This window comes from Skermania sp. ID1734, from assembly GCF_007489285.1.
Classification (GTDB): Bacteria; Actinomycetota; Actinomycetes; order Mycobacteriales; family Mycobacteriaceae; genus ID1734.
Window position 1 is genome coordinate 277,545 of the sequence record NZ_VLIY01000005.1, and the last position, 18,137, is coordinate 295,681.

General features: G+C 65.5%; 14 protein-coding genes and 2 pseudogenes. 13 read left to right on the top strand and 3 right to left on the bottom strand.

Translation table 11 applies throughout. The annotated features are described in order from the left end of the window. Positions 1 to 5: 5 nt before the first annotated feature. Positions 6 to 1,820: an Hsp70 family protein gene (locus FOS14_RS08615; protein ID WP_185981690.1), complete on the bottom strand. Its 1,815-nt coding sequence runs from the start codon at positions 1,818 to 1,820 to the stop codon at positions 6 to 8. Between the two features lie 302 nt (positions 1,821 to 2,122). Between FOS14_RS08615 and FOS14_RS08620 the strand changes: the two genes are divergently transcribed. The 12 genes from FOS14_RS08620 to FOS14_RS08675 all read left to right on the top strand — a co-directional run bounded on the left by FOS14_RS08620 (position 2,123) and on the right by FOS14_RS08675 (position 16,206). Further along, the gene (locus FOS14_RS08620) at positions 2,123 to 4,138 is read left to right on the top strand and encodes an IniB N-terminal domain-containing protein (protein ID WP_143769871.1); all 2,016 of its coding nucleotides are present in this window, start codon (positions 2,123 to 2,125) and stop codon (positions 4,136 to 4,138) included. A 306-nt stretch (positions 4,139 to 4,444) separates the two neighbouring features. Beyond that, positions 4,445 to 6,232, top strand: coding sequence for a dynamin family protein (locus FOS14_RS08625; RefSeq protein ID WP_143769914.1), 1,788 nt, complete (start codon positions 4,445 to 4,447; stop codon positions 6,230 to 6,232). Beyond that, positions 6,229 to 7,695, top strand: coding sequence for a dynamin family protein (locus FOS14_RS08630; protein ID WP_143769872.1), 1,467 nt, complete (start codon positions 6,229 to 6,231; stop codon positions 7,693 to 7,695). The genes FOS14_RS08625 and FOS14_RS08630 overlap by 4 nt, the downstream gene beginning before the upstream one ends. An 85-nt stretch (positions 7,696 to 7,780) precedes the next feature. Then, positions 7,781 to 8,638: a DUF559 domain-containing protein gene (locus tag FOS14_RS08635; protein ID WP_143769873.1), complete on the top strand. Its 858-nt coding sequence runs from the start codon at positions 7,781 to 7,783 to the stop codon at positions 8,636 to 8,638. 214 nt (positions 8,639 to 8,852) lie between these two features. Then, positions 8,853 to 10,706: a molecular chaperone DnaK gene (dnaK, locus tag FOS14_RS08640; RefSeq protein ID WP_143769874.1), complete on the top strand. Its 1,854-nt coding sequence runs from the start codon at positions 8,853 to 8,855 to the stop codon at positions 10,704 to 10,706. 5 nt (positions 10,707 to 10,711) lie between these two features. After that, positions 10,712 to 11,368: a nucleotide exchange factor GrpE gene (gene grpE / locus FOS14_RS08645; protein ID WP_143769875.1), complete on the top strand. Its 657-nt coding sequence runs from the start codon at positions 10,712 to 10,714 to the stop codon at positions 11,366 to 11,368. 24 nt (positions 11,369 to 11,392) lie between these two features. After that, positions 11,393 to 12,571: a molecular chaperone DnaJ gene (gene dnaJ / locus FOS14_RS08650; RefSeq protein WP_143769876.1), complete on the top strand. Its 1,179-nt coding sequence runs from the start codon at positions 11,393 to 11,395 to the stop codon at positions 12,569 to 12,571. After that, positions 12,571 to 12,993, top strand: a complete 423-nt coding sequence (locus FOS14_RS08655; RefSeq protein WP_143769877.1) for a heat shock protein transcriptional repressor HspR — start codon at positions 12,571 to 12,573, stop codon at positions 12,991 to 12,993. The genes dnaJ and FOS14_RS08655 overlap by 1 nt, the downstream gene beginning before the upstream one ends. A 106-nt stretch (positions 12,994 to 13,099) precedes the next feature. Further along, positions 13,100 to 13,297, top strand: a complete 198-nt coding sequence (locus FOS14_RS24945; RefSeq protein ID WP_255450168.1) for a type II toxin-antitoxin system VapB family antitoxin — start codon at positions 13,100 to 13,102, stop codon at positions 13,295 to 13,297. Continuing rightward, complete coding sequence (locus FOS14_RS08665) at positions 13,294 to 13,701, top strand: PIN domain-containing protein (protein ID WP_255450181.1); 408 nt, start codon at positions 13,294 to 13,296, stop codon at positions 13,699 to 13,701. The genes FOS14_RS24945 and FOS14_RS08665 overlap by 4 nt, the downstream gene beginning before the upstream one ends. Before the next feature lie 93 nt (positions 13,702 to 13,794). Then, positions 13,795 to 14,301 carry a hypothetical protein gene (locus FOS14_RS08670; RefSeq protein ID WP_370512192.1) on the top strand — a complete coding sequence of 169 codons (507 nt, stop codon included), beginning with the start codon at positions 13,795 to 13,797 and terminating at the stop codon, positions 14,299 to 14,301. A 105-nt stretch (positions 14,302 to 14,406) separates the two neighbouring features. Then, positions 14,407 to 16,206: a DUF4012 domain-containing protein gene (locus FOS14_RS08675; RefSeq protein ID WP_143769880.1), complete on the top strand. Its 1,800-nt coding sequence runs from the start codon at positions 14,407 to 14,409 to the stop codon at positions 16,204 to 16,206. Positions 16,207 to 16,211: 5 nt separating this feature from the next. On the opposite strand, the gene FOS14_RS08680 is transcribed toward FOS14_RS08675, so the two are convergent. Further along, the gene (locus FOS14_RS08680; RefSeq protein ID WP_255450169.1) at positions 16,212 to 16,865 is read right to left on the bottom strand and encodes a class F sortase; all 654 of its coding nucleotides are present in this window, start codon (positions 16,863 to 16,865) and stop codon (positions 16,212 to 16,214) included. 379 nt (positions 16,866 to 17,244) lie between these two features. Next, positions 17,245 to 17,835: pseudogene (locus tag FOS14_RS08685) on the bottom strand (glycosyltransferase); the annotation flags it as partial. A gap of 193 nt (positions 17,836 to 18,028) precedes the next feature. Here FOS14_RS08685 and FOS14_RS08690 point away from each other — a divergent pair. Next, positions 18,029 to 18,137 (top strand): annotated as a pseudogene (locus FOS14_RS08690) (integrase); the annotation flags it as partial.

Here is an 18,137-nt window from a genome sequence, read left to right on the forward strand (position 1 = left end):
TGCGGTCAGTTCGATCCGGGCAGCAGGTTGTTGACGGTGCCCGCGGCGCCACTCGTTGCCTTGCCGACGCCGTTGCCGAGGCCGCTGACTGCCCCGCCGACTCCGTTGCCGATGCCGTTGGCCGCTCCGCCGACGCCGTTGCCGAGGTCGTTGACAGCCCCAGATCCCGGTAGCTGGCTGCCATTGCTGGGGCTACCTCCACCGCTGGACGGCAACGGCGCGGGGGACTGGTAGGTGCTGGGCCCGCCGGTGCCGCCGCCACTCTGCGCGGGCGCGCCGCCACCTGCCGCGGGAGCACTGTTGTCCTGCGCGGGCGCGCTGCCGCCGCCGTTTCCGGCGACGGGCGCGGCCGACTGACCGCCCGAGTTGCTCTGGGGGGAGCCACCGCCCGAAGTTCCGGGAGCGGTGGCCTGGTTCGCTGTCGCGCCGCCCGGCGAGTTGGGCGCGGCCGGAGCGTTCGTCCCGGCGCCCGGCGCGGCCGAAACCGGAACGCCGTTCACCATGGTCGTGCCCGGTGCCACGCTGGACGGCGTCGAATTACTGGCCGGCGTGTTGTCGCTCATCATGCCGGTGCCCATGGCCAGGCCACCTGCCGCGACCAGCATGATCGCCGCCGCGATGCTTCCGATGACCGCAAGTCGTTTCCACTTCGGCGGACCTGCTTCAACTGCAACGGGCGTCGGCAAAGCGGCCGGCGCGGCTGCAGCGGCGCGCGGGGGACGGCTGGCTAGAGCTGCTGCGGCGGCTGGCGCGACGACAGGCTTGGCGATCGCGGGCTTTGTCGAGGCGGCCATGGCCGCGGCGCCCAACGCCGAGGTCAACGCGGGCGTGGCCCCGGCGACGACCGGCAATCGCAAGCGAGCTGACAGCAATTCGGCGACCAGCGGGATGTTCGCCCCACCGCCGGTAATAACCACCTGACCAATGTCCGCCACGTCAAGGCCGGCTTGTCGAACCGCCTCCTGCACCAGGTCGATCGAGGTCAGCAGGGCCGGACGGATCAGGTCCTCGACCTCGCTGCGAACCAAGCGGATTTCTCGCGCCTGACCAGCCAGTTCCACCAGCACCGTGGTGTCGGTGTCGACCGAAAGTGCCTCCTTGGCGGCAACGCAACGGCGACGAACCTCAGCCAAGGCTCGCTCGACCTCGGGGTCGAACGGATTCACACCCGCGGCACCCGCGACCGACAGCACATGCTGGGTGATCGAGTGGTCGAAGTCTGATCCGGCGATGTCTTCGGAACGGATCGGCTTCCCCAATACCTCCGGCTCACCGCCGGTCCGCACGACGCTGACATCCAGCGACGACGCGCCAAGGTCGTACACCACCACGGCACCGTCATCGAGCGGGCCGCGGGCGGCGTTGAGCCAATGCGCTGCGGCGACGGCCTCCGGGACAGTCTTCGCCTTGCCCAGTTCGGTTCGGTCGAGGGCACCACGCAGGGCGTCGATGGTGTGCTTCGGCCAGGTCGTGGGGTAGGCGATGACGGTCGGCGGTTCGGCGACATCGCGAGTGGCCTCGTGCGCCAGGCACGCCAACGCGGTAGCCGTGAGGTCTTCCCCAGTGTAGGTGGAGCCGTCGTCGGCCAAAATCCCTACCGGGTCGCCGACGCGGGCGACAAATCCTTCCACGACGACATCGTCCGGCTGTGCGGCATCGTGCTGCTCGAGCAGCCGAGGAGAAGCGCCGTCACGCAGGGCCAAAGCGCTGCGACGGGTGACTACGCGGTGTTCGGAGCCGTCGGGCGCAACGTCGCCGTCGAAATCGATTACGGCAACCGAATTGCTCGAACCGACCACCATTCCGAGCCCAGCTGCCATGCGATTTCTCTCCGTTCGGGTAATGCGTGGATACGACATTATGTTCGTTTGCTGGGCATTTGTCGTTACCGCAGCGGCGCAGGTCACGGCGTTGTGTGGGGATCGCACTGGGTGACGACCGATACCTCCCATTTGTTAGGGGACAAATCCCCTAACAGCCCCGCACCCCCTAATGTCTGCGCTTGCTCGAGTAGGGGGCTTGTCCCCGTTGGCGGGGGCCTCGGCGATCCATAGCGTTGCTGTCATCGATCGGTGTTGGACATCTACGGTCCTACACCTCCGCTACGACAAGGAGTGCTTTCATGACCCCCAACGCGATCCTCGAGTTCATCCTGAACCTGCTGCGTGACCACGAGGCCGCCGCTGCGTACTGCGAAAACCCGGGGCAGGCCCTGACCGACGCCGGCCTCAGCGACGTCTCTCCAGCCGATATCTCGGCGGTCGCGCCGATGGTCGCCGAGTCGGCAATGGTCAGCGGTGGTGACCAGCTCTCCTCGATCATCAACGCTGGCGGTGGTCTGGGTGCCGGCGGTGGTTTGGGCGCTGGCGGTGGTTCGGACGTGAGCGGCGGGGACGTCAGTGGTGGCGCCAACCTCGGAGGCGGATTGAACCTCGGCGGTGGCATCCCGGTCGGCCTCGGCTTGGCGGGCGGCGGTGCGGCCGCGCTCGGTACGGCCATCGCCGGTGGCGGCAACGCTGGTGCGGTCGACCTCAGCGGTGACTTCGTGAATGTGCTGAGCACAGCGCTCGCGAACGGCGGACCGGTCGGCTTCGACCTCGGTTCAGCCTTCGGTCAGGCCCTGCAGAACTCGGTCGACGTGAGTGGGGGCGGAAACACGGACCTCGGCGCGCTGCTCGGCAGCCAGATCGGTGCCAGCGCGGACACCACCGCGGCGTTGTCCAGCGCCCTTAATTCGGCGCTCAATGCGGGCGGCGCGGTGAACACCGGCGCGGACCTCGCAGCCAACGGTGGTACTGACCTCTCGACCGCCCTGGGCAACGCCTTCAGCGTCGGCGGCGACTTGGGCGCGAACCTGGGTACGGCACTCGGGGCGGCGATTCAGTCCGCCGGTGACGCCGGGCTGAACGCGAACTTGCAGGGCGGCGTGGATGCATCGCACCTCGGCGCCAGCCTTGCCAGCAACCTCGGCGGCGCACTCGGCCTCGGCGGCGATGCGCAGGCGAACCTGCAGTCGGCGCTGACCAATGCGATCGACGTGGGCGCGCACGGTGCCGGGACACTCGGCTCGGGTCTCGACGCCGGTTTGCAGAGCGGGCTGGGTGCGGGTCTGCAGAGCGGGCTGGAAGGTGTTGCCAACACCGGGCTGGGCGCGGGCCTGCAGTCGGGTCTGGAGGGTGCGGCGAACACCGGGCTGGGCGCGGGCCTGCAGTCGGGTCTGGAGGGTGCCGCGAACACCGGGCTGGGCGCCGGACTGCAGTCGGGGCTGGGTGCCGGGCTAGAGGGTGCGGCCGACACCGGTCTTCAGACAGCGGCCAACACCGGACTGGGTGCCGGGCTGGAAGGTGCGGCCAACACCGGACTGGGTGCCGGGCTGGAAGGCGCGGCCAACACGGGCCTACAGGCAGCGGCCAATTCCGGCCTTGGCGCCGGCTTGCACTCCGGATTGACTGGCGCGACCGGGCTCGGCGCCGGCTTGCAGACCGGGCTCAGTGGCGTCGCCAACGTGGCCGGCTCCGCCAACCCAGGCGCGTCGATCTCCGGTGACGTGCAGCACACCACCACCGCGGGTGCGGACCTCGGTCATGGTGCTCTCGACCTCAGCGGTGCAGCCGATGCGGGCGCGAACGCGCTCGGCCAGTTCTCCGGTGAGACCGCCGCGCTGGGGCACTCCAGCGGCGATGTCTCCGCGCTGGGGCAGTCCAGCGGCGATGTCTCCGCGCTGGGACACTCCGGCGGCGACGTGTCCGCCCTGGGTCAGTCGGGTGCGGACGCCTCGGGCCAGGCCGCGGCCGCCGGTACGACCTCTGTCGGGCACTTCACCGGCACGGGCCAGGTCGGTGCCGAGGGCTCGGCATCGGGCGGCCAGGCCGGCGTGAGCGGCACCAACTCGATGGCCGGCACCGGGAGCGTCGACACCCACTCCGTCACGGGTGACCTCACCGGCGCGAGCCACACCGACTGGTCGGCGCTCAACGCCACGGAGCCGTTCGGTGCCGAAAGCCACACGGGCATCACCGGAACCAGCAGCGACAGCCTGTTCGGCACCGACTCGCACTCGGCGGCGACCACCGACACCGCGGTGACGGACCACAGTGCCGCGACGCACGTCACCGGTATCGAGGACATGCACCTGTAAGCAGTAAGAGATATCCGGCGCCGAGTCGACCCGTGATGGGCGGCTCGGCGCCGGTTTTCACTGCGCGAGGTGAGGGCGCGTGAGCATCGCAGCGGCGTGGCCGCGAGGAGCGGAGCGAGCACCGAGCCGAGCACTTAAAGACATAGCGAGGTGAGGGCGCGTGAGCATCGCAGCGGCGTGGCCGCGAGGAGCGGAGCGAGCACCGAGCCGAGCACTTAACGACATAGCGCAAAATGGCAGCGGCGCCCGACCGCACCAAAGGAGCAGACCGACGTGGCAGCAACACCAGCACCTGCATCGGCAGTGATGTCGCTGCTCAACGAGACGGCGATCCTGGCCCGCGGCGCCGAGCGCGCTGACATCCTGTCGAAGCTGCAAACTGCGGCCGATCGGGTCAGCGATCCGCGCCGCCGCATCGTCGTGGTCGGCCACATCAAGCAGGGCAAGAGTCAGTTCGTCAATTCTCTGCTCAACCTGGAGGTGTGCTCAGTCGGCGACGACGAAACGACTGCGGTGCCAACGTTGGTAGGTAACGCGCCACAGCCACAGGCGCAGCTGGTGCTCGCCGACGCGGATGGCAGTACCCGGCGAGTACCCGTGCCGATTGATCAGATCACCTCCGTGACCCCGACTTCGCCGCTTGCCCAAGGTCGCGAGGTAGTGCGCTTGGAGATCGGCGTGCCGAGCCCGCTGCTTGCGGACGGCCTGGTCATCGTCGATACACCCGGCGTCGGTGGACACGGAAACCCGCATGCGGCAAGTGTTCTCGGGCTGTTGCCAGCGTCGGACGCGGTTCTCGTGCTTTCCGACGCGGGCACTGAGTTGAACGCCAACGAGATGGACTTTCTGCGCCAGGTGCGTGGATTGTGCCCATCCGTCGCCCTGCTGATCAGCAAGACCGACCTGTATCCGCACTGGCGGCAAGTGGTCGAGGCAAATCGCGGCCATCTGCAGCGCGCCGGGCTGGACATTCCGATGATCGCCGTCTCGTCGCTGTTGCGTTCGCACGCTTTGCGTTTGCAGGACGAACAGCTCAACGTGGAGTCTGGTTTCGCCGAGATCTACCAATTTCTGCGCGACGCCGTGGTCGCTCGACGGGACAGTGACATCGTGGAAAGCGTTGCCTACGATGTTCGCTCGGCAACAGAGCATTTGGCGTTGACGCTCGGGAGCGAGCTTGCGGCGCTGCGTGATCCGAGCAAGGGCGCGGCCGCCGTCAGCGAGCTGCAGAAGGCCAAGCTCGCGGCGGAGGAACTGCACAAGCGAACATCGCAGTGGCAGTTGACGCTTGGTGACGGTATTGCGGACCTGGCGGCCGATATCGACCATGACCTACGCGACCGGCTGCGTCGAGTGGTGCGCGAGGCTGAGGAGTGGGTGGATCGCGTTGACCCGGGCCAACATTGGGAGCAACTAGGCGAGTGGCTGCGCGACCAAACTGGCACCGCGGTGGGCGACAACTTTGTGATGGCCCACGAACGGGCGTTGTGGCTGGCGCGCCAGGTGGCCGAGCATTTCGCCGAGTCGGGCCGCGTGGAGATGCCCAACCTCGCGCTCGACGGTCTCGAGGACCTGTTGGCGCCGGTGGATGAGCTCGCCGATCTCGACGCGGGCAAAGCCGGGATCACGCAAAAGGTGCTGGTCGGCATGCGCGGGTCCTACGGCGGTGTGCTGATGTTCGGCATGATCACCACCGTCGCCGGGTTGGCGTTGATCAACCCGATCTCGATTGGTGCCGGAGTCCTGTTGGGCACCAAGGCCTATCGCGATGACAAGGGTCAGCGGGTGGTGCAACGCCGGCACGAGGCCAAGGTGGCGATCCGCCGCTACGTCGAGGACGTCAGCTTTCAGGCGAACAAGGAGTCCAAGGATCGGCTGCGGATGATCCAACGCACGCTGCGCGACCACTTCACCGCGGTCGCCGATCAGGCCCTGCGCTCGATCAACGAGTCACTGCGCGCCGCCAGCGAGGCTGCCAACGTCGAGTCCTCCCAGCGAACAGCGCGCGCTGCCGAACTGGAGCAGCGCCTGCGCAAGGTCGCCGAGCTGCGAGAAAGGGCCGAGCAGTTGGCGCTGCCGGCGGTGTCCCGATGAGCAATGGTGCGGCGCAGGCTCGTTCGCTGGTTGACGCGGCCCGGCGGACTTATGCGCACGATCCGGCTGTGCGCGCGCAGCTCGATGATTGCGCGCGCCGACTCGAGCAGCCGCTGCGGGTCGCGCTCGCTGGATCGTTGAAGGCTGGAAAGTCGACGCTGCTGAATGCGCTTGTCGGTCAAGACATCGCGCCAACGGATGCGACGGAGTGCACCCGAGTGGTCACGTGGTATCGCAACGGTTCGACGCCGAGTGTGACTGCGTGGCATGGGGATCGTCACTTCAACGTGCCGGTGCAACGCATCGACGGTGGGTTGACGTTCGACATGGGCGCGCTGACGGCAGCCGAGGTGGACCGGCTCGACGTCGAGTGGCCGGCCCGTACTTTGATCGACACGACGGTGATCGACACCCCTGGCACCTCGTCGTTGTCACGCGACGTCTCCGAGCGCACCTTGCGGTTTCTGACGCCGGACAACGCGGCCTCCGCCGCCGATGCCGTCGTCTACCTCCTGCGCAACCTGAGCGCGGCCGATACCCAGTTCCTCGGCCAGATCGGCTCGCACGTGGGCGCCGAGTCGGGTCCGCTGGGTGTGGTCGGCGTCGTGTCCCGCGCCGACGAGATCGGTGCGGGTCGGATCGATGCGATGCTGTCCGCCAAGGAGATTGCCCAACGCTTCGCGGGTGAGCTGGAGCGCACCGGTTTGTGCCAGGCCGTGGTTCCCGTGGCTGGGCTGCTGGCCTTTGCGGCTCGAACACTGCGCGAGGTCGAGTTTTCGGCGTTCGTCCAGCTAGCCCAGGTGCCTATGGAGGACCTGCAACTCGCGCTGCTGTCTGCCGATCGGTTCGCGCGTCCGGACGTTCGCTTACCCGTGGATCCCGCTCTTCGTGCCGAATTGGTGCGCCGGTTCGGTCTTTTCGGCATCAGGTTGGCTGTGACCCTGGTTCGACTGGGTGCGCGCGACTCGACCACGCTGGCCAACGAGTTGGTCGAACGCAGCGGGCTGCGCGAGCTACGGGAACTGATCGACGTGCAATTCGGCCAGCGCGCAGAGCAATTGAAGACGCATTCGGCTTTGGTGGCGCTGGAGCGGGCGTTGTCCGGGCGACCCGAGCGGGCGGCGTCGGACATTCTCGCCCAAGCGTCTCGATTGTTGAACGACGTACATGGCTTCGCGGAGCTGCGTTTGCTCGGTCGGCTGCGCACCACGGATCTGCTGCTGCCCGAGGACGCAGCCGCCGAATTGCACAGGCTCATCGGCGGTTTCGGCGTCGCGCCGCATGTCCGGCTGGGTCTCTCCCCGGGCGTCGACCGCTCCGAAGTCTCGCGGGCGGCGGTGTCGGCGGTGCGCACCTGGCGAACCCGGGCGAACCATCCACTGCTGGACCGGTTCACCTCCCGTGCGTGCGAGACCGCGGCGCGGAGCGCGGAGGGGATTCTGGAGTCGGTGCACGCGCGGTAGTCCCCGGCGATGTTTCACGTAGGCTTTCTCGACGCGAATTGTCGATTCTGCGTCGAAAACACCTAAGTGGTCTGGGGGGACCCGCGTGAAACTGCCTGTAGGGCCGATCCGGCGTGCAAAGCTACTTCCAATTCTCAGCGAGCGCGCGATCGCGCGCGAGTATCGGCCGGTCTTGCCAGGCATCTATGTCCGCGCCGACCAGACGATCGACTTCGCCATGCGGAGCAAGGCGCTCGGGGTCGCTTACCCGGAGGGCGTCCTGGCTGGGTGGTCGGCGGCCGCGCTGCACGGGTACAGGTACCTTCCCGAGAACCCGCTCCCCGAGATCATTCTGCCGAGGCCGGCGCAGCGGCGTTCGGGCGTGTGGATCCGCTACGGCGAGTTGCGCGCCGACGAGGTCATGGACGTCTACGGCTACGACGTCACCACCCACACCCGGACGGCCTACGACCTGGCTCGCAGGCTGGACTTCGATGAGGCGATAGCCCTAGTTGACGGACTTTGCCACCTGGCGCTGTGCGACCCGAAGCGAATCCTCGATTCCATAACTCCTCGTGCGCGCGGGATCCGGAGACTCCCAGAGATCGTCGAACTTGCCGACGCCGGAGCCCAGTCGCCCTGGGAAACCCGCACCCGCCTGCTCTTGATGCGCGCAGGGTTTCCCCGGCCGATCACCCAGCACATGTTCAACGGCGACAACGGGCAGATCCTGGCGATCGTGGACATGGCCTGGCCGGAGTATCGAGTGGCACTCGAATACCAGGGCGACCACCACCGCGAGCGGGTGCAGTATTCGAAGGACGTCCTGCGTCAGAACCTGCTGGAACGCCTTGGTTGGGACGTCATCACCGCGACAAAGGAGCTGGTCACCCGGTATCCGGACCGTCTGGTCGAGCGGGTGGCCATGGCGTTGAAGCGCGGCGGATGGGCTGGATCGAGATAGGTGTTTTCGACGCAGATCGGGCCGATCCACGTCGAACACACCTAAGTGGATCAAAAATTCTCCCCAACCCGGGAACAAACCCCCAGACCCCCTCGTTGGACCCTACGACAACGTTGAGCGCAGCAGGCTCAACTCTGCAATTGACCCGAAAGCGGTCAGTGTGCAAGATTGAGTGCATCACGCTCATATGAGACCCAAATTGAGGGAGGAAACAATGGCTCGTGCGGTCGGTATCGACCTCGGGACCACCAACTCGGTCGTATGCGTGCTCGAAGGTGGCGAACCTGTGGTGGTCGCCAACTCGGAGGGCTCGCGGACGACGCCGTCGATCGTCGCGTTCGCCAAGAACGGAGAGGTGCTGGTCGGTCAGCCCGCCAAGAACCAGGCGGTCACCAACGTCGACCGTACGATCCGCTCGGTCAAGCGCCACATCGGCAGCGACTGGTCGGTGGACATCGACGGTAAGAAGTACACCGCGCAGGAAATCAGCGCCCGCGTGCTGCAGAAGCTGAAGCGCGACGCGGAGGCGTACCTCGGTGAGGACATCACCGACGCCGTCATCACCGTGCCCGCGTACTTCGAGGACAGCCAGCGTCAGGCCACCAAGGAAGCCGGCCAGATCGCCGGCCTCAACGTGCTGCGCATCGTCAACGAGCCCACCGCGGCCGCGTTGGCGTACGGCCTGGACAAGGGCGAGAAGGAACAGACCATTCTGGTCTTCGACCTCGGTGGCGGCACCTTCGACGTTTCGCTGCTCGAGATCGGCGACGGCGTCGTCGAGGTTCGCGCGACCAGTGGTGACAACCACCTCGGTGGTGACGACTGGGATCAGCGGATCGTCGACTGGCTGGTCGACAAGTTCAAGGCCAGCTCCGGCATCGACCTGACCAAGGACAAGATGGCCATGCAGCGGCTGCGTGAGGCTGCGGAGAAGGCCAAGATCGAACTCAGCTCCAGCCAGAGCACCTCGATCAACCTGCCCTACATCACCGTCGACGCGGACAAGAACCCGCTGTTCCTCGATGAGCAGCTGACTCGCGCCGAATTCCAGCGCATCACCTCCGACCTGCTGGACCGCACCCGTGCGCCGTTCCAGTCGGTGATCCGTGACGCCGGCATTTCGGTCAACGACATCGACCACGTCGTGCTCGTCGGTGGCTCCACCCGTATGCCGGCCGTGACCGACCTGGTTCGCGAGCTGACCGGTGGCAAGGAGCCCAACAAGGGTGTCAACCCGGACGAGGTCGTCGCCGTGGGCGCCGCGCTGCAGGCCGGTGTGCTCAAGGGCGAGGTCAAGGACGTGCTGTTGCTCGACGTCACCCCGCTGTCGCTGGGTATCGAGACCAAGGGCGGCGTCATGACCAAGCTCATCGAGCGCAACACCACCATCCCGACCAAGCGCTCGGAGACCTTCACCACGGCCGATGACAACCAGCCGTCGGTGCAGATCCAGGTGTACCAGGGCGAGCGCGAGATCGCCTCGCACAACAAGCTGCTCGGTTCGTTCGAGCTGACCGGCATCCCGCCGGCGCCGCGTGGCGTGCCGCAGATCGAGGTCACCTTCGACATCGACGCCAACGGCATCGTGCACGTGACCGCGAAGGACAAGGGCACCGGCAAGGAAAACACGATCAAGATCCAGGAAGGCTCCGGCCTGTCCCAGGAGGAGATCGAGCGGATGATCAAGGACGCCGAGGCGCACGCGGAGGAAGACCGCAAGCGTCGCGAGGAGGCGGATACCCGCAACCAGGCCGAGACGCTCGTGTACACCACCGAGAAGTTCATCAAGGACAACGAGGACAAGGTCCCGGCGGACGTCAAGTCCAAGGTGGAGTCCGCGGTCAACGACGCCAAGGAGGCGCTGAAGGGCAGCGACATCTCCGCGATCAAGACCGCGGTGGAGAAGCTGGCCACCGAGTCGCAGGCGCTCGGCGAGGCGATCTACAAGGCGCAGGCCGAGGAAGCCGCCGCCAGCGGGGACGGTGCGGGCACGGGTGCGCATGCCGCCGACGCCGATGACACGGTGGTGGACGCCGAAGTTGTCGACGAGCCCTCGGACAAGAAGTAATCGCCATGCAGGATCCAAACGAACCGATCACTTTCGTTGACAAACGCAAGATCGACCCGGAGACGGGCGAGGTTCGTGAGGCCTATTCGGGTCAAGCAGGCCACGACGCCGAGCCGGTCGAGCCCCTAGCGGGCACCGGTTCGGCGCCCCAGCCGGGCCCCGTCGACGAACCCGCTGTGGCGGAGGCAGCGGCGGTGGTCTCGGCCGAGGCCAATGAACTGGCCGAGCGAACCGCCGACCTGCAACGCCTCACCGCCGAGTACGCCAACTACCGCCGGCGAGCGGACCGCGAACGTGCGGCCGAGCGCGAGCGGTCCAAGGCGGCGGTCGTGATGGAGTTGCTGCCGGTGATCGATGACCTCGACCGGGCCCGCGCGCACGGCGACCTCGAGTCCGGCCCGCTGCGGTCGGTGGCCGACAAGCTCAGCGCCGCGTTGAACAAGCTCGGCCTGAGCGAATTCGGCACGGAGGGTGAGGCTTTCGACCCGACACTGCACGAGGCCGTGCAGCACGAGGGCGAGGGCCACGACCCAGTCATCGGCACGGTTTTCCGCAAGGGCTACCGAATCGGCGACCGCGTGCTGCGACATGCGATGGTCGCGGTGACCGATGGTGTGTCAGATTTGGTGGAATCAGAGCCAGACGGTGATTCACAACAGTAAGAGTGCGAGAGGAGGAGACGCCGAGTGAGCCAGCGGGAGTGGATCGAGAAGGACTTCTACAAGGAGCTGGGTGTCTCCTCCAACGCATCTGCAGACGAGATCAAGAAGGCCTACCGCAAACTCGCGGCGAGCCTGCACCCGGACAAGAACCCCGGTGACACCAAGGCAGAGGAGCGGTTCAAGGCGGTCAGCGAGGCCAACGCAGTGCTGTCCGATCCGGCCAAGCGCAAGGAGTACGACGAGACCCGTCGGCTCTTCGCCGGTGGCGGCGGTGGCGGCTTCGGTCGTGGCGGAGGATTCACGCCCGGCGGTGGCGGCGGCTTCAGCGCCGACTTCAACATCGGCGACATCTTCGGCGGTGGTGGTGGCGGCGACGGCGGTCTGGGCGACATCCTTGGCGGCCTGTTCAACCGTGGTGGCGGCGGGCGGCCGCAGGCGGCGCAGCGTCCGCGGCGCGGCAGCGACGTCGAAACCGAAACCACGCTGGGCTTCCGTGAGGCCGTGCAGGGTGTGACCCTGCCGTTGCGGATGACCAGTCCGGCCGCGTGCACGACGTGTCATGGCAGCGGGGCGAAGCCGGGCACCAGCCCGCGAGTGTGTCCGCGTTGCAACGGAACCGGCATCATCAGCCGCAACCAGGGCGCGTTCGGCTTCAGCGAGCCGTGCGACGACTGCCGCGGAACGGGTTCGATCATCGACGACCCGTGCACCGACTGTCACGGCACAGGTATTCAGAACCGCACCCGGACCATCACCGTGCGGGTGCCACCTGGCGTGAGCGACGGCCAGCGCATTCGATTGCCCGGCCAGGGCGAGGCGGGACTGCGCGGCGCGCCGTCGGGCGACCTCTATGTGACCGTGCACGTCACCAACGACAAGGTGTTCGGCCGCCAGGGCGACGACCTGACCGTGGTGCTGCCGGTGAGCTACGCCGAATTGGTCTTGGGCGCAACGGTTTCGGTGCCGACGCTCGAAGGTCGCGTCGGGGTCAAGATTCCGCCGGGCACGGCAGACGGCCGCATCTTGCGCGTCAAGGGCCGTGGCGTGCCGAAGCGCAGCGGCGGCGCCGGCGACCTGCTGGTCACCGTCAAGGTGGCCGTTCCGCAGAAGCTGGATGACAATGCCACCCAGGCGCTCAAGCAATATGTCGAGGCAGAACGTGCTAGCGGGTTCGACCCGCGGGCAGGATGGGCAGGTGCGTAATGACCACCGGCCGTGGGCAATCAGGTAAGCCCCGCAAGAGCGGCCAGCCGGATGCCGTGCGCGAGATGTTCGTCATCTCGGTGGCGGCCGAACTGGCGGGAATGCACGCGCAGACGCTCCGGACGTATGACCGGCTCGGGCTGGTCACTCCGGAGCGCACATCCGGTGGCGGGCGGCGCTACTCGGCCCGCGACGTCGAACTGCTCCGCGAGGTGCAGCGGCTGTCTCAGGACGAGGGCGTCAACCTCGCCGGCATCAAGCGGATTATCGACCTGGAGAACCAGGTCGAGGCGCTGCAGCAGCGGGTTGCCGAACTGACCGCCGAACTGCAGCAGGTTCATTCCAGTTATCGACGGGATCTGGTTCCGGTGCCGCGCAATACCGCGCTGGTGGTGTGGCAGCCGAAGAACCGGCGGTCGTAGATCCGCGGCTCCGGGGTATATGCACTCGCCCGCCTATGAGCGACAATTCGGGTGGTAGTAAACCGGCCTGGTATATACGACCGGCGCATTGGATATACTCCTTCTTGTGAAGCACTTGGTAGATATCGATGAAGCGGTGCTCCAGCGCGCGAAGCAGGAGTTGGGGCTACCGACTATCAAGGCGACTGTCAATGCTGCCTTGCGTCTCGTAGCTCGGCGTTCGGAAAGGCATGACGATCTCAACAGCGCGCTCGATACCCTCGCAGAGATTGAGTTCGAGGATCGGTCCGCTGCGTGGCGGTGATCTACCTTGCTGACACAAGTGTTCTGACCAGGATCGCTGTGCCCGTGGTGCGCGACGTTGTCCGTGCCCACCTCGCTGTGGGGGCCATCGCCTGTTGCGCAATGACACAACTCGAACTGGGATTTTCCGCGCGAAACGAATCTGAATGGGACGCGATTCAGCGCGCCACTGATGTTTTCGGCACAGAAAGCGTTCTGCCTGAGGACTTCCGACGGGCGGGGCAGGTCCAAAGAATGCTCGCGGCGGCTGCGTTGCGCGGGCGGAAGGTGCCGGACTTGCTCGTGGCCGCCGTCGCAGAACGCGCCGGGCGAGTGGTGTTGCACTATGACCGCGACTTCGAACACATCGCCGGCGTGACCGGCCAAGCGCAGCAATGGGTTGTTCCGCCTGGATCGGTCGATTGATCTGAGCGAGCGACCGCTTAGAAATGGTCGCGCCACAACCGCTGGGTCGACCATTTCTGCACACTCGGATGCCTCGGCCGGTCCACGATTAGGATGCTGCCGGTGCGCATCCTCTTCGTCTGTACCGGAAACATCTGCCGGTCGCCCACTGCAGAGCGACTCGCGGACGCGCACGCAATCTCCGGTCTACACACGGAAAGCGCCGGCATTCATGCGGTTGTCGGGCACCCGATCGAGACCACCGCGGCTGCGGTCCTGGAATCGATGGGCGCTGACTCGAAGAACTTTTCAGCGAGGCGCTTCGTCCCCGCGATGGCCAAAGACGCCGACCTTATCTTGACGATGACCCTCGAGCAGCGCGCATCGGTATTGAGCCAAGCACCCATGGCATTACGCAAGACCTTCACGCTGACGGAGGCGGCGTCGTTAGTCGAGTCGGGCGCACGAACGGTTCCGGAGCTTTCCGCTGCACGCCCGCGGATTCGAGTGCCGGCCGCAGATATCCTCGATCCGATCGGCGGCGATGCCGAAGTTTTCAAGGCAACGGCGAACGCAATTGCGGGCTCACTGTCGACGTTGCTTTCCGGACTCGCGATCTAGTCGCAACGCCCGAGCGAATCAGCGGCGCGTTCTGCTGCACCGATACCTTTCGGACGGTATCGTCCGTTCACGTTCGACGGCGCGGGGACGCAAGAAGGGCTCGAAATGCATGGACACCCAGCGCCGAAGACTCGGCACCACCGTTCCCGCTATCGGAAATTCCGCCGCGCGGTGAAGAAGCGCCGCGGTCGAATCGTGTGGATAGCTGTGCTGGTGCTTGTCGTTGGTTTCGGTGTCTGGTTCGCCTACAGTGCGATCGTCATCAAGCGAAACTTGCAAGAGGTCGCTGCGCACCTGGAGAGGCTCGAGACCGGCTTGAAGAGTGGTGACATTGGCACCGCGGGCTATGCCGAACAATCCGCACGCAAGGCTGCTGCCGACGCGGTGAACGCCAGTCGTTCCATTCCGTGGTTACTGGTAGGGAAGGTGCCGGTCCTCGGAACCCCGGTGCACGCGGTATCCGAAATTGCTTCCGTTGCACAACGAATGACCGAGGACGTCATTCCCCCGGCGTTGACAGCGCTGCAACCGCACACAAAGGTCCTCACCGGACGAAGCATCGACCTCGGTCCGGTGGTCGCCGCAGCGCCGTCGCTCGATGCATCCCTGGGCCAGGCCGAAGCGGCAGCATTCGCGGCGCAGCAAATTGGCTCCGGCGGCTATCTAACCCCGGTGACCGATGCGCGCGATCGGTTGCAGCGCGTCACTGCGCAGATCGTCGACGGTCTGCGCTCGGCGTACACAGCAGCGAATCTCGCGCCGGCAATGCTGGGACAAAATGGGCCGCGCTCGTATCTCCTCGCGTTCCAGACCAACGCGGAGGTGCGCGGAACTGGAGGTCTTGTCGGTGGCGTGGGGATCGTGCGGGTGAGCAATGGTTCGATAACCGTCGACCACATAGCCAGCAATGTGGTGTTGCGCAATGACTTAGAGCCGATGGATTTGGGCGCCGACTTCACCAACTCGTACGGCAGATACGACTCGACCCGAAATTGGGAAAACTCCAATATCAGCCCGAACTTCCCGTATGCCGGTGAAATCTGGCGCAACCTGTGGCGTCAGCAAACCGGCGAAACTGTCGATGGCACCATTGCGGTGGACCCGGTGGCACTCAGCTATCTGCTGGACGCAACGGGCCCGATCACCATGGGCGATGGTGAGGTGATCGATTCGAAGAACGTGGTTGCGCTGACGGAATCGACCGCGTATGCGCGTTTCGGCGCAGACGTTATGGCGCGCAAAAAATACTTGGTGGACGTGGCATACAAGGTGGTGGAAAAGCTGACCGCATCCACCAATGGTGATGCCATTCTTTCAGCGCTCACGCATGCCGTGCGGGAGGGGCGAATCGCCCTGTGGAGCGCGCATCCGGATGAACAAGCGCGCATCGCGTCTACCAGTGTGGGCCATTCCGTGCCGAAAACGCCGGGTCCCTATGCGGCAGTAGTCGTGAACAACTCCGGAGCCAGCAAACTCGACTACTACATTCAAAAAAAGATCAGCTACCACGGCGGCGGTTGCGCCGGCGCCACCCGCCGCACCGAGGTGTCGGCCGACTTCACCAACATGGCGCCCGGTGGCAATCTGCCAGCATATGTGCTGGGTGAGGACACCAATGTCCCACCAGGGACCAACAAAATGATGGTGTCGTTGTACGCCACGGCTGGCGCTACCTTGCTCAGCGCGACCGCCGATGGGCGACCGTTGCCGGTGCAGAGTGGAACCGAACTCGGGCACCCGATATACACGGTATTGATCGATGTGCCGCCACAACGTTCGGTCGACGTGCAATACACGCTGAGCGAACCGACTGTCGACGGTACGCCGGAGGCGCCAGTACAGCCGTATGTCGCTCCAGCGAGTGTGACCGTCGATTTGCCGGCATGTCGCGGCAGCGGGCAGTAATCGATTCAGATGCGGTCAGCGAAGACAACAACATTGTCTGCGCTGGCGCCTAGGTCGGAATTGAACTCACCCGAACAGGTAATGAGCGCCAAACGGGCCTGCGGTGGATGCGTCGCCAATACTTGGCGCAGCGCGCCTGGATCGCGTTTCGATATCGACGCCACCACGGCCGACACCTGAAACGCAATGCGTCGTTGGCCGTTCCGGTCTTCTACCTGGATTCGATCGCCGGGCTTCAAGGTCGGCAGGTTGTTGAAAACTCCGAATGCGCCACCAACCTGCGTGTGGCCGACGATGATCGCCATTCCGGGTGCGCCGATTGCCGGACCGTCGGACCACCACGCCGTTTGCGCCATGTCCGGCGGAACCCCGAAACTGGGCACATCCTGCCCGCCGAGAAACGGTGCCGGAGCCATTTGCGTGGGCAAGGAAAGAATGTTCGCGTTGACGCCTATTGTCGGAATGTAGAGTTGCCCGGGAGTCAGCGGATCATCTACCCCGGCGGGAATGTCGACGGCGGTGGTGCTCAATGGGCGGGAAAGAGATGCCGGATTTCCCGCCGGAATCGGAATCCGCGAGTCGCGGGCTTCGGTAGCGCAACCGACGGCAGAAAGCAGCAGCGCGAGGATCAGAAACGCTCTGATCCGACGGTCAGTCACGTTTGCGAACAACAGCAATTGCGGTACCTGCCGCGGAAATGGCCAGCAGTCCGGCGAGGGCAATTGGTAAATCTGTGGAATCGGCGCGTTCGGGGCCGGTGCCACCGGTCGCCGATTGCACCGGGTACTCGCCCGGACTGAGCTGAGCAGGAATAGCTGGGGCTGGCGGCGATATCGGGCCTACGGTGTTAGGCGCCGGGACCGGCGGATAGGGATCGGCTGAGGCTGTTCCTGTCAGAGAAGCCATCGCGCTTGCTGATATGGCCGCAACCATTGCTGTGTGGCGGCATACGGTGGCTATATTTCCCACCGACAACCTCCCTTCGTCTGTGCAGCGCCCACAAATGGCCCCGCGAACCTGTTGGTGATCGTATTCAGATCACAGTCGACACAGCACGCTGGCGATGTTTTCGCGAAATTGTTCCTGTGAAAAGCCCTCGGCATGTTGGCGAATCAGTGCCGGGTCGAACCGGCCGGAGTCAAATGCCCGGATTGCGGCGGCAAACCGATCAACTATTTCGTTGTCTGTTCCGGGTGCGATCAGTTGTCCGCTGATGCCGGGAGCCACTGTGTCCAGTGCGCCACCGTCTGCCAGCGCGATAACCGGCGTACCGCAGGCCATGGCCTCGACCGGCACGATGCCGAAATCCTCGACCCCGGGCATCAGCAGCGCATTCGCCCTACGGTAGAGGTCGCGGAGTTCCGCATCGGACACCCGCCCGAGGAACGTAACGTTCGGCCCCGCAATAGCTTTGCAGTACCTACCGAACCGCCCGTTGCCCGCGACGATCAGTCGAACGCCGGCTTCATTTGCCGCGCGGATTGCCAGATCTGGTCGCTTGTAAGGGACGAGGCGCCCAGCGAGCAGGAAGAAATCTTCGCGCGGCGTGCTCGCGTCGGGTCGGTAGAAGTGCGTGTCCACTGGCGGGTGGACCACCAATGCTTCACGTTCCCAGTGATTTTGAATCCGCAGTGTCAGCGGTCACGTAATTCCCCAACTTGATGGGGGTTTCCGTCACGTAATTCCCCACCCGGCCGTCACGTAATTCCCCACCCTGGGGCGTGTCGGCCGGGGTTGGGCTGTTGCCGCAGGTTCGCTCCGAACCGGGCCTTCCGCCAGGTGGCCCGGGAAGGGGCCCGAGGTGGCAAGGAGAACGTGGACGATGATCGATTTGATCGAGTTGTTCCGGCATTGGCATGCGGGCCGGTCGCAGGTACAGATTTCCGATGGTCTGGGGATCGACCGGAAAACGATCCGCAAGTACGTCGCGC